At 63.0% G+C, this 12,016-nt stretch carries 9 protein-coding genes; 5 read left to right on the top strand and 4 right to left on the bottom strand.

The window, feature by feature from the left end:
* Nucleotides 1–3: 3 nt before the first annotated feature.
* From ttgB to ABI582_RS08920, 5 genes are all read left to right on the top strand, one after another.
* The gene (ttgB, locus tag ABI582_RS08900) at nucleotides 4–3,156 is read left to right on the top strand and encodes a multidrug efflux RND transporter permease subunit TtgB (protein ID WP_338745077.1); all 3,153 of its coding nucleotides are present in this window, start codon (nucleotides 4–6) and stop codon (nucleotides 3,154–3,156) included.
* Nucleotides 3,153–4,607: an AdeC/AdeK/OprM family multidrug efflux complex outer membrane factor gene (locus ABI582_RS08905; protein ID WP_442118991.1), complete on the top strand. Its 1,455-nt coding sequence runs from the start codon at nucleotides 3,153–3,155 to the stop codon at nucleotides 4,605–4,607. Before ttgB ends, ABI582_RS08905 begins: the two co-directional genes overlap by 4 nt.
* Nucleotides 4,608–4,925: 318 nt before the next feature.
* Nucleotides 4,926–6,182: an OprD family porin gene (locus ABI582_RS08910; RefSeq protein ID WP_016498127.1), complete on the top strand. Its 1,257-nt coding sequence runs from the start codon at nucleotides 4,926–4,928 to the stop codon at nucleotides 6,180–6,182.
* 202 nt (nucleotides 6,183–6,384) lie between these two features.
* Nucleotides 6,385–7,308, top strand: a complete 924-nt coding sequence (locus ABI582_RS08915) for a LysR family transcriptional regulator (protein WP_132842283.1) — start codon at nucleotides 6,385–6,387, stop codon at nucleotides 7,306–7,308.
* A gap of 176 nt (nucleotides 7,309–7,484) precedes the next feature.
* Entirely contained in the window at nucleotides 7,485–8,009 is a 525-nt protein-coding gene (locus ABI582_RS08920) for an Mpo1 family 2-hydroxy fatty acid dioxygenase (RefSeq protein ID WP_338745080.1), read from the top strand.
* A 25-nt stretch (nucleotides 8,010–8,034) separates the two neighbouring features.
* On the opposite strand, the gene pcaC is transcribed toward ABI582_RS08920, so the two are convergent.
* The 4 genes from pcaC to ABI582_RS08940 are packed head-to-tail and all read right to left on the bottom strand — an operon-like array spanning nucleotide 8,035 to nucleotide 11,895.
* Nucleotides 8,035–8,430 carry a 4-carboxymuconolactone decarboxylase gene (gene pcaC / locus ABI582_RS08925; RefSeq protein WP_264360630.1) on the bottom strand — a complete coding sequence of 132 codons (396 nt, stop codon included), beginning with the start codon at nucleotides 8,428–8,430 and terminating at the stop codon, nucleotides 8,035–8,037.
* A gap of 10 nt (nucleotides 8,431–8,440) precedes the next feature.
* On the bottom strand, nucleotides 8,441–9,232 hold the full coding sequence (gene pcaD / locus ABI582_RS08930; protein WP_442118992.1) for a 3-oxoadipate enol-lactonase: 792 nt from the start codon (nucleotides 9,230–9,232) through the stop codon (nucleotides 8,441–8,443).
* A gap of 11 nt (nucleotides 9,233–9,243) precedes the next feature.
* Entirely contained in the window at nucleotides 9,244–10,596 is a 1,353-nt protein-coding gene (locus ABI582_RS08935) for a 3-carboxy-cis,cis-muconate cycloisomerase (RefSeq protein WP_258653875.1), read from the bottom strand.
* 9 nt (nucleotides 10,597–10,605) lie between these two features.
* A complete protein-coding gene (locus tag ABI582_RS08940) occupies nucleotides 10,606–11,895 on the bottom strand; it encodes an MFS family transporter (RefSeq protein ID WP_063422266.1) in 1,290 nt (429 codons plus the stop codon).
* Nucleotides 11,896–12,016: the final 121 nt, after the last annotated feature.

Genomic DNA, 12,016 nt, shown 5'->3' on the forward strand with positions numbered 1-12,016 from the left:
ACCATGTCGAAGTTCTTTATCGATCGCCCGATCTTCGCCTGGGTGATCGCCTTGGTGATCATGCTGGTCGGCGCCTTGTCGATCCTGAAGCTGCCTATCAACCAGTACCCCAGCATCGCGCCGCCGGCCATCGCCATCGCCGTGACCTACCCGGGCGCTTCGGCGCAAACCGTGCAGGACACCGTGGTACAGGTGATCGAGCAGCAGCTCAACGGTATCGACAACCTGCGTTATGTGTCGTCGGAAAGCAACTCCGACGGCAGCATGACCATTACTGCCACCTTCGAACAAGGCACCAACCCCGACACCGCCCAGGTCCAGGTACAGAACAAGCTGAACCTGGCCACCCCATTGCTGCCGCAGGAAGTGCAGCAGCAAGGTATCCGCGTTACCAAGGCAGTGAAAAACTTCCTGCTGGTGATCGGCCTGGTGTCCGAAGACGGCAGCATGACCAAGGACGACCTGGCCAACTACATCGTCTCCAACATGCAGGACCCGATCTCGCGTACTGCGGGTGTGGGTGACTTCCAGGTATTCGGTGCGCAGTACGCCATGCGTATCTGGCTCGATCCGGCCAAGCTGAACAAGTTCCAGCTGACCCCGGTCGACGTCAAGACCGCCGTGGCCGCGCAGAACGTGCAGGTGTCGTCCGGCCAGCTCGGCGGCCTGCCGGCGCTGCCTGGTACCCAGCTGAACGCCACCATCATCGGCAAGACCCGCCTGCAAACCGCCGAGCAGTTCGAGAAGATCCTGCTCAAGGTCAACAAGGATGGCTCCCAGGTACGACTGGGTGACGTCGCGCAAGTGGGCCTGGGCGGTGAAAACTACGCGGTCAGCGCCCAGTTCAACGGCAAGCCGGCTTCCGGCCTGGCCGTAAAACTGGCTACCGGCGCCAACGCCCTGGACACCGCCAAGGCTCTGCGCGAGACCATCAAAAGCCTCGAACCGTTCTTCCCGCCTGGCGTGAAAGCGGTATTCCCGTACGACACCACCCCGGTGGTCACCGAGTCGATCAGCGGTGTGATCCACACCCTGATCGAGGCCGTGGTCCTGGTGTTCCTGGTGATGTACCTGTTCCTGCAGAACTTCCGCGCCACCATCATCACCACCATGACCGTACCGGTGGTGTTGCTGGGTACGTTCGGCATCCTTGCGGCCGCAGGCTTCAGTATCAACACCCTGACCATGTTCGCCATGGTCCTGGCCATCGGCTTGCTGGTGGACGACGCCATCGTCGTGGTGGAGAACGTCGAACGGGTCATGTCCGAAGAAGGGTTACCGCCCAAGGAGGCGACCAAACGTTCGATGGAACAGATCCAGGGCGCCCTGGTGGGTATTGCCCTGGTACTGTCGGCGGTACTGCTGCCCATGGCGTTCTTCGGTGGTTCCACAGGTGTGATTTACCGGCAGTTCTCCATCACCATCGTGTCGGCCATGGGCCTCTCGGTGCTGGTAGCGCTTATCTTCACCCCGGCACTGTGCGCCACCATGCTCAAGCCGCTGAAGAAAGGTGAGCACCACACCGCCAAAGGCGGGTTCTTTGGCTGGTTCAACCGCAACTTCGACCGCAGCGTAAACGGCTACGAGCGCAGCGTGGGCGCTATCCTGCGCAACAAGGTACCGTTCCTGCTCGGCTACGCGCTGATCGTGGTCGGCATGATCTGGCTGTTCGCCCGTATCCCTACTGCCTTCCTCCCGGAAGAAGACCAGGGCGTACTGTTTGCCCAGGTACAGACCCCGGCCGGCTCCAGCGCCGAACGTACGCAGGTTGTGGTTGACCAGATGCGTGAGTACCTGTTGAAGGAAGAGGCCGACACCGTGGCATCGGTGTTCACTGTGAACGGCTTCAACTTCGCCGGCCGCGGCCAGAGCTCGGGCATGGCGTTCATCATGCTCAAGCCGTGGGGCGAACGCTCCAAGGAGAACAGTGTGTTCGCCCTGGCCGAGCGTGCCCAGCAGCACTTCTTCACCTTCCGCGACGCGATGGTGTTCGCCTTCGCGCCGCCTGCGGTACTCGAACTGGGTAACGCTACCGGCTTCGACGTGTTCCTGCAGGACCGCGGCGGCGTCGGCCATGCCAAGCTCATGGAAGCGCGCAACCAGTTCCTGGCAAAGGCCGCACAAAGCAAGGTGCTCAGCGCCGTGCGCCCGAACGGCCTGAACGATGAGCCGCAGTACCAGCTGACTATCGATGACGAACGTGCAAGCGCCCTGGGCGTGACCATTGCCGACATCAACAACACCCTGTCGATTGCGCTGGGTGCCAGCTATGTCAACGACTTCATCGACCGTGGCCGAGTCAAGAAGGTGTACATCCAGGGCGAACCAAACGCACGGATGAGCCCGGAAGACCTGCAGAAGTGGTACGTGCGCAACGGTGCAGGCGAAATGGTCCCGTTCTCGTCGTTCGCCAAAGGCGAGTGGACCTACGGTTCACCCAAGCTGTCCCGTTACAACGGCGTCGAGGCGATGGAAATCCTGGGTGCTCCGGCCCCGGGCTACAGTACCGGTGATGCCATGGCCGAGGTGGAACGCATCGCGGGCGAGTTGCCGGACGGTATCGGCTTCTCCTGGACCGGCATGTCTTACGAGGAAAAACTCTCCGGCTCGCAGATGCCGGCACTGTTTGCCCTCTCTGTGCTGTTCGTGTTCCTGTGCCTGGCTGCACTGTATGAAAGCTGGTCGATCCCGATCGCCGTCGTGCTGGTAGTACCGCTGGGTATCATCGGTGCCCTGATCGCCACCAGCCTGCGCGGGCTGTCCAACGACACGTACTTCCTGGTCGGCCTGTTGACCACCATCGGCCTGGCGGCGAAAAACGCCATTCTGATCGTCGAGTTCGCCAAGGAACTGCACGAGCAAGGCCGCAGCCTGTACGACGCAGCGATCGAGGCGTGCCGCATGCGTCTGCGCCCGATCATCATGACCTCGCTGGCGTTCATCCTCGGCGTGGTACCGTTGACCATCGCCAGCGGCGCCGGCGCCGGCAGCCAGCACGCCATCGGTACCGGTGTGATCGGCGGCATGATCAGTGCGACCGTGTTGGCTATCTTCTGGGTACCGCTGTTCTTCGTCGCAGTGTCGTCGCTGTTCGGCAGCAAAGAGCCGGAAAAAGACGCCACCCCTGAAACTCCACGTTATGAGGCTGGGCAATGACCAAGTCTTTGTTGTCCCTGGCGGTAACCGCTTTCATCCTTGGCGGCTGCTCGCTGATCCCTGACTACCAGACCCCGGACGCGCCGATGGCAGCGCAGTGGCCGCAAGGCCCTGCGTACTCGCCGACGCAATCGGCAGACGTTGCTGCCGCCGAACAGGGCTGGCGCCAGTTCTTCCACGACCCGGCACTGCAACAGCTGATCCAGACGTCGCTGGTCAACAACCGCGACCTGCGCGTCGCGGCGCTGAACCTCGACGCTTACCGCGCGCAGTACCGCATTCAGCGTGCCGACCTGTTCCCGGCGGTTTCCGCCACCGGCAGCGGCACCCGCCAGCGCGTACCGGCGAACATGTCGCAAACCGGCGAATCTGGCATCACCAGCCAGTACTCGGCCACCTTGGGCGTCAGCGCCTATGAGCTGGACCTGTTCGGCCGTGTGCGCAGCCTGACCGAGCAGGCGCTGGAAACCTACCTGTCCAGCGAGCAGGCGCGTCGTTCCACGCAAATCGCCCTGGTCGCCAGCGTGGCCAACGCCTACTACACCTGGCAGGCCGACCAGGCCCTGTTCAAGCTGACCGAAGAAACGCTGAAGACCTACGAGCAAAGCTACAACCTCACCCGTCGCAGCAATGAAGTCGGCGTGGCTTCGGCCCTCGACGTCAGCCAGGCGCGCACCGCCGTGGAAGGCGCCCGGGTCAAGTACTCGCAGTACCAGCGCCTGGTCGCCCAGGACGTCAACAGCCTGACCGTGCTGCTGGGCACCGGCGTTCCTGCCAACCTGGCCAAGCCGCTGGAGCTCAATGCCGACCAGCTGGCCGAAGTACCGGCCGGCCTGCCGTCGGACATCCTCCAGCGTCGCCCGGACATCCAGGAAGCCGAGCACCTGCTCAAGGCCGCCAATGCCAACATTGGTGCCGCCCGTGCAGCGTTCTTCCCGAGCATCAGCCTGACTGCCAACGCTGGCAGCCTGAGCCCCGACATGGGTCACCTGTTCGCCGGTGGCCAGGGCACCTGGCTGTTCCAGCCGCAGATCAACCTGCCGATCTTCAACGCCGGCAGCCTGAAGGCCAGCCTGGACTACTCGAAGATCCAGAAGGACATCAACGTCGCCAAGTACGAAAAAACCATCCAGACCGCCTTCCAGGAAGTCTCCGATGGCCTGGCGGCGCGCAAGACCTTCGAAGAGCAGCTGCAGGCCCAGCGCGACCTGGTGCAGGCGAACCAGGATTACTACCGCCTGGCTGAACGCCGTTACCGCATCGGGATCGACAGCAACCTGACCTTCCTCGACGCCCAGCGCAACCTGTTCAGCGCCCAACAGTCGCTGATTACCGACCGCCTTTCGCAGCTGACCAGTGAGGTCAACCTGTACAAGGCGCTCGGCGGTGGCTGGTATGAGCAGACCGGGCAGGCCAACCAGCAGGCATCGGTGCAAGCACCGAAAGGCTGATTGAGTTTGTAGCAGCATCGAGCCCACCTCTACGGTGGGCTTTTTGTTTTGCCGGCCGCTGTTGTTGCTGCGGACGCTCGACCTGCGGGAGCAGCGTTGTGCTGCGAAGAGCCTGTCAAAGCAAAACAATTAACCAAATGGAACATTCCGTTCGATTATCGCCCCGTTCCGTTTGCGGCGAATTGCCTCACCCCCGCGCTACCCCGCAACATCCGCTTACGCAACGTTGCCCAAGTTCATCAAAAAAAAGACCCGCACCTGCAGGCTCGATCCAGCAGTGCACCGGCTTGCCCCATAAAAACAAGAGATCCACGACAGATGAGCACTTTGCAACCCGCACGCCAGCTGCTGCCCGGCCTGTTGGCCATGTCCTGCGCCCTCCCCGTGTTCGCCGCCAACGAAGGTGGTTTCATGGAAGACGCCAAGGCCACCCTCAACCTGCGCAACTTCTATATCAATCGCAATTTCGTCGACCCGGCCAACCCGCAGGGCAAGGCCGAAGAATGGACGCAAAGCTTCATTCTTGACGCCCGCTCCGGCTTCACCCAAGGCACCGTCGGTTTCGGGGTGGACGTGCTGGGCCTGTACTCGGTCAAGCTCGACGGCGGCAAAGGCACCACCAACACACACTTGCTGCCCGTGCATGACGACGGCCGCCCGGCCGATGACTTCGGCCGCCTGGGTGTGGCGCTGAAAGCCAAGTTGTCCGAAACCGAGCTGAAAGTCGGTGAATGGATGCCGGTGTTACCCATCCTGCGCTCGGACGATGGCCGCTCGCTGCCGCAAACCTTCCGCGGTGGCCAGCTGACCTCCAAGGAAATTGCCGGCCTGACGCTGTATGCCGGCCAGTTCCGCGGTAACAGCCCGCGCAACGACGCCAGCATGGAAGACATGTCTATGAACGGCAAAGGCGCGTTCACCTCCGATCGTTTCAACTTCGGCGGTGGCGAATACACCTTCAACGACAAGCGCACCATGATCGGCCTGTGGGATGCCCAGCTCAAAGACATCTACCGTCAGCAATACCTCAACCTGACACACAGCCAGCCGCTGGGCGACTGGACCCTGGGCGCCAACTTGGGCTACTTCATCGGCAAGGAAGACGGCGCAGAGCGCGCCGGCAAGCTGGACAACCGCACCGCCTCGGCCATGCTTTCGGCGCGTTACCAGGGCCACACCTTCTACGTCGGCCTGCAAAAGGTCAGCGGCGACGACGCCTGGATGCGGGTCAACGGTACCAGCGGCGGCACCCTGGCCAACGACAGCTACAACTCCAGCTTCGACAATGCCAAGGAGCGTTCCTGGCAAGTGCGCCATGACTTCAACTTCGCTACCGTTGGCGTGCCTGGGCTGACCCTGATGAACCGCTACATCAAGGGTGAAAACGTCACCGTGGGCAGCGTGGATGATGGCAAGGAATGGGCTCGCGAGACCGAACTGGCCTATGTGGTGCAGTCGGGGAGCTTGAAGGACCTGTCGGTGAAATGGCGCAACTCCACCATGCGCCGGGACTTCAGCACCAACGCCTTTGATGAGAACCGGCTGATCGTGAGTTACCCGCTGAATCTCCTTTGAATGCTTCGCGGGCACGCCCGCTCCCACAGGATCGGCACCGCTTTCAGAGTGTGTGCTGGTCCTGTGGGAGCGGGTTTACCCGCGAAGAGGCCAGAAGCCCTTATAAATAACCAAAAGAAATAACCAAATCTATAAACCTTCTTGGACGACATAAGCTGTAACAGCTTGAATAGGGCCCTGATTCCCGCCCCAGAGCCGTGACATGGACCTCCGCCAGCTGCGCTACTTCATCGCCCTCACCGAATACCGCAGTTTCGTCCGTGCCGCCGAGGCCATGGGCATCACTCAACCCGCCTTCAGCCGCGCCATCCAGGGCCTGGAACACACGTTCGGCTGCCCGCTGGTGGACCGCGCCAGCAAAGCCCTGCTGCCAACCCCCGAGGGCCTGGTGGTACTGCAGCACGCCCGCCGCCTGGTGCAGGGCGCCGCGCAACTGAGCAACGAGGTGCTGCAAATGACCAAGCTCGACGCCGGCGAGCTGCATTTCGGTAGCGGCCCGGCGCTGGCAGTGCGGTTGGTCCCCGACGCCTTGCGCCACTTCATCGAGCACCACCCCGGCATCCGCACCTCGCTGCTGGTGGACAATGCCGAACGCCTGGGCCAAGCCCTGCGCCGTGAACAGATCGAGTTTTTCGTCGACGATATCCGCCCGTTCGAAGCCGACCCCAACTTCCATACCGAGCCCCTGTCGCCACGCCCCGGCCTGTTTTTCTGCCGCCCAGGCCACCCATTGCTGGCCAAGGACAGCCTGTCGACCAACGACCTGTTCAGCTACCCGCTGGCCAGCGCCCTGCTCGCCCCCGGCGTGCGCAAGCGCCTGGCCAACCTGAGCGGGCGCAGCGACTTCATCCCGCACCTGCAGACCGAGCACCTGGCCATCCTGCGCAGCGTGGTGCAGGCCAGTGATGCCATTGGCACGGCCAGCGAGGAGGCCGTGGCCGAAGACCTGGCCGCCGGCACACTGGTGCGCCTGCACTGGCGCAACCTGCCGCCGGCGCTGGAGGTGCTGAGCGTGCGCTGCGGCGTGGTCAGCCGTAGCGGTTACCGGTTGTCGCCGGCGGCGCGGGCGATGATCGAGACGCTGGTGGGGCTGGATACGCCGGTACGGGCTGCTGCCATTCGCTGAGCTGATGATAGTGGTGGCTGCGGGCTATCCTGAGCTATATGGGTTGCCAGTGCCGGCCCTTTCGCGGGTGAACCCGCTCCCACAGGGTTTCGTGGATCCCTGTGGGAGCGGGTTCACCCGCGAAAGGGCCGGTACAGGCAATACACCTAGATCAGGCACACCAGGGAGGCACAACAATGAAAACCCTCGTCGACCACCTGAGCCAATACGCCAGCTACCACCGCGACCCACGCAACATCGCCACCCACTTCGTAGGCATCCCGATGATCGTGCTGGCAGTCACCATCCTGCTGTCACGCCCAGGCTGGGAAATAGCTGGCATGTGGCTGTCCCCTGCCCTGCTGGCAGCGGCGGCTTCGGTGTGGTTCTACCTGCGCCTGGACCTGCGCTTCGGGTTGGTGATGGGGCTGTTGCTGGGACTGTGCCTGTGGGTCGGCCAGGTGCTGGCAGTACAGACGACAACACTGTGGCTCAGCGCCGGGCTGGGGGCATTCGTGGTGGGCTGGATCATCCAGTTCGTCGGCCATTACTACGAAGGCCGCAAACCTGCATTTGTCGACGATGTCAGCGGCCTGATCATCGGGCCGCTGTTTGTGGTGGCAGAAGCCGCTTTCATGCTGGGCCTGTGCCCGGCCCTGAAACAGGCCGTAGAAAATAACGCAGGCCCGGTAGCCATGCGTCAGAAGAACACGGCCATGTAAACATTCCATGGCCCTATCGCCGGCATTACTGCTGTCGGGACTCTACACCCAGTTCATCCCACACCGATTCGGCCATGTGGAAGGTGGCATTGGCTGCCGGGATACCGCAATAGATCGCGCTCTGCATCAGCACTTCCTTGATCTCTTCACGGGTGACGCCATTGTTGGCCGCCGCGCGCAGGTGCAGTTTCAGCTCGTCGTTGCGGTTCATGCCGATCAGCATGGCGATGGTGATCAGGCTGCGGGTATGGCGCGGCAGGCCGGGGCGGGTCCAGATATCACCCCAGGCGTGGCGGGTGATCATCTCCTGGAACTCGCCGTTGAAGTCATTGAGCTTTTCCAGGCTGCGGTCCACGTGGGCATCGCCAAGTACCGCACGGCGCACTTGCATGCCCGCGTCGTAACGTTGTTTCTCATCCATGGCGTTGTCCTCAGTGAGCCAGCAGGAAGTCGAGCACGCGGCGGCTGAACGCCTCACCGATTTCGACATTGGACAGGTGCGCTGCCGGGAAGTCGACGTACTCGGCACCTTTGATACCGGCCTGCATGAAGCGGCCATGTTCAGGGGTGGTGACCACGTCTTCGGTGCCAGCAACGATCAGCGCGGGCACCTGGATGCGGCCCAGTTGCTCACGGTAATCGGCATCACGCACCGCTGCGCAGTTACCGGCATAACCCTGCGGGCTGGTTTGCGCCAGCATCTGGCAAATGCGCTGAGCTTGCTCAGGCTGGGCCTGGACAAAACCTGGGGTGAACCAGCGGGCGATAGAGCCGTCGCGAAGGTCGACCATGGCCTGCTGGCCACCTTTGAGCACGGTGTCGATACGGGTGTTCCACACCTCGTCGTTGGCGATCTTGGCGGCGGTGTTGCACAGGGTCAGGCTGTGCAGGCGCTCACCGGCATTGATGCCCAGCCACTGGCCGATCAGGCCACCCATCGACAGGCCGACGAAATGCGCTTTCTGGATGTCCAGGCTGTCGAGCAGGGCCAGCACGTCACCACCGAGCTGTTCGATGGTGTAAGGGCCTTCGGTGACCAACGATGCGCCATGGCCACGGGTGTCGTAGCGCAGCACGCGAAAGTGCTGGCTCCACAGCGGAATCTGGGTGTCCCACATGCCCAGGTCGGTGCCCAGCGAGTTGGACAGGACCAGCACCGGGGCGTTTTCCGGGCCATCGATCTGGTAATTCAAAACGCCATCGGCCAGTTGCAAATGCGCCACAGCAGTCTCCTTCAGGCAGTGAAATGTTGATGTTCGGATACGGCGCGCGCCACCCAGACGCGGGCCTGGCCCAGGTAATGGGCAGGGTCGAGCAGGCGATCAAGTTCTTCGGCAGACAGCTCGGCACTGACCTGCGGTTCATCACCCAGCACCGCACGCAGGTGGCGCTGTTCGGCGACGGCGCGCTGGCAGCATTGTTCCAGCAAGTGGTGGGCACGGTCGCGGCCCAGGCGTTGGGCGAGGACGATACTCACCGCTTCTGCCAGCACCAGCCCTTGGGTCAGGTCGAGGTTACGGCGCATGCGCGCTGCATCCACTTCCATGCCCTCGGCAATCACCTGGGCCTGGCGCAGCGCGCCGGAGACCAGGCAGCAGATGTCCGGGAGGGTTTCCCATTCGGCATGCCACAGGCCCAGGCTGCGCTCGTGCTCCTGGGGCATGGCGGCGAACAGCGTCGATACCAGCCCCGGCACGCGGGTCGCGGCACCGATCAGCACCGCAGCGCCCACCGGGTTGCGCTTGTGTGGCATGGTCGAAGAGCCGCCCTTGCCCGGTGCGGAAGGCTCGAACACCTCCCCCGCCTCGGTTTGCATCAGCAGGCTGACATCGCGGCCGAACTTGCCCAGGCTGCCAGCCACAAGGCCCAGCACCGAGGCAAACTCCACCAGGCGATCACGCTGGGTGTGCCAGGGTTGCTCGGGCAGGGTCAGCTTCAGTTGCTCGGCCAGGGCCTCGGCCACCGGCATCGCCTTGCTGCCTAGAGCGGCCAGGCTGCCCGAGGCGCCGCCGAACTGCAGCACCAACAGGCGCGGGCGCAGCTCGTGCAGGCGCTGACGGTGGCGGGTCAATGCCCCCAGCACGCCGGCCAGTTTCATGCCCAGGGTCACCGGGGTGGCGTGTTGCAGCCAGGTGCGGCCCACCAATGGCGTATCGGCATGTTTCAAGGCCTGCTGGGCCAGGGTATCGGCCAGTTTGCCCAAGTCGGCTTCGATCAGGTCGAGGGCATCGCGCAACTGCAGGACCAACCCGGTGTCCATCGCGTCCTGGCTGGTGGCGCCCAGGTGCACATAGCGCTCGGCCTCGGGCACGCCACTGGCAATCACCTTGCCCAACGCCTTCACCAGCGGGATTGCCGAGTTGCCAGCGGTAGCGATGGCATTGGCCAGCGCCCCCACGTCATAGCGCTCGGCCTGGCATGCCGCCTCGATGGCGGCCACGGCGCTGTGCGGGACCAGCCCGGCAGCGGCTTCGGCACGGGCCAGTGCGGCTTCGAAATCGAGCATGCCCTGCAAGCGGCCACGGTCGGAGAAAATCTCGCGCATGGCCGGAGCGGTGAAGTAGGCGTCGAACAGTTGGTTGGTCATGCCACGTCCTTAGTCATCGTGGTGCAGGTACGCGGCCTGCTTCGGCAGGCGCAGGCTGAACAGGAAGGCAATCGCCATCATGGCCGTCACGTACCAGTAGAAAGTGTTTTCCATGCCCAGGGTCTTCAGGCCCAGGGCCACGTACTCGGCGGAGCCGCCAAATGCCGCGTTGGCCACTGCATAGGCCAGGCCCACCCCCAGCGCACGTACTTGTGGCGGGAACATCTCGGCCTTCACCAGGCCGCTGATCGAGGTGTAGAAACTGACAATACACAACGCCAGGCTGATCAGCACGAAGGCCATGAACGGACTGGTGACTGTTTTCAGCGCCATCAGCAGCGGCACGGTGCACAAGGTACCGAGCGCGCCAAACAGCAGCATCGAATTGCGCCGGCCGATGCGGTCGGACAGCATGCCGAAGAACGGCTGCACCACCATGAACAGGAACAGCGCGCCGGTCATCACGTAGCTGGCGTTTTTCGCCGTCATACCCGCGGTGTTGACCAGGTACTTCTGCATGTAGGTGGTAAAGGTGTAGAAGATCAGCGAGCCGCCGGCGGTGTAGCCAAGCACGGTGATGAAGGCCGCCGCATGGTTGCGGAACAGGCCCTTGATGGTGCCTGCATCTTTGTCGTTGCGGGTTTCGGCGCTGCTGGTCTCGTGCAGCGAGCGGCGCAACATCAACGAGATCAGCGCGGCGATGGCCCCTACCACGAACGGGATGCGCCAGCCCCAGGCACGCAGTTCATCTTCAGTCAGCAACTGTTGCAGGATCACCACCACCAGCACGGCCAGCAACTGGCCGCCAATCAGGGTGACGTACTGGAACGAGGCAAAGAAGCCACGCTGCCCGCGCAGGGCCACTTCACTCATGTAGGTGGCGGTGGTGCCGTATTCGCCACCCACCGACAGGCCCTGGATCAGGCGGGCCAGCAACAGCAGCGCCGGGGCCCAGGTGCCGATGCTGTCATAGGTGGGCAGGCAGGCGATCATCAGGGAGCCGAAGCACATCATCAGCACCGAGATCATCAGGGAATTCTTGCGACCATGGCGGTCTGCGAGGCGGCCAAAGATCCAGCCACCGATGGGGCGCATCAAAAAGCCTGCGGCGAACACGCCTGCCGTGTTCAACAGCTGCACGGTAGGGTCGTCGGAGGGGAAGAAGGCCGGGGCGAAGTAGATGGCGCAGAAGGCGTAGACGTAGAAGTCGAACCATTCCACCAGGTTGCCTGATGAGGCACCGACGATAGCGAAGATGCGCTTGCTGCGTTCTTCGCCGGTGTAATAGGTTGAGGTCATGACGGTTTTACTCCTGGAGGGTCCTAGGTAAGTCTAGACATACCTGGTAACACACTCGTTCCGCTACCTGGCTGGCAATTGGCCTTACGTCTGACAGGTCCGGCCTCTTCGCGGGTAAACC

The sequence above is a fragment of the Pseudomonas sp. SAS7 genome (assembly GCF_052112345.1).
Classification (GTDB): Bacteria; Pseudomonadota; Gammaproteobacteria; order Pseudomonadales; family Pseudomonadaceae; genus Aquipseudomonas; species Aquipseudomonas putida_Q.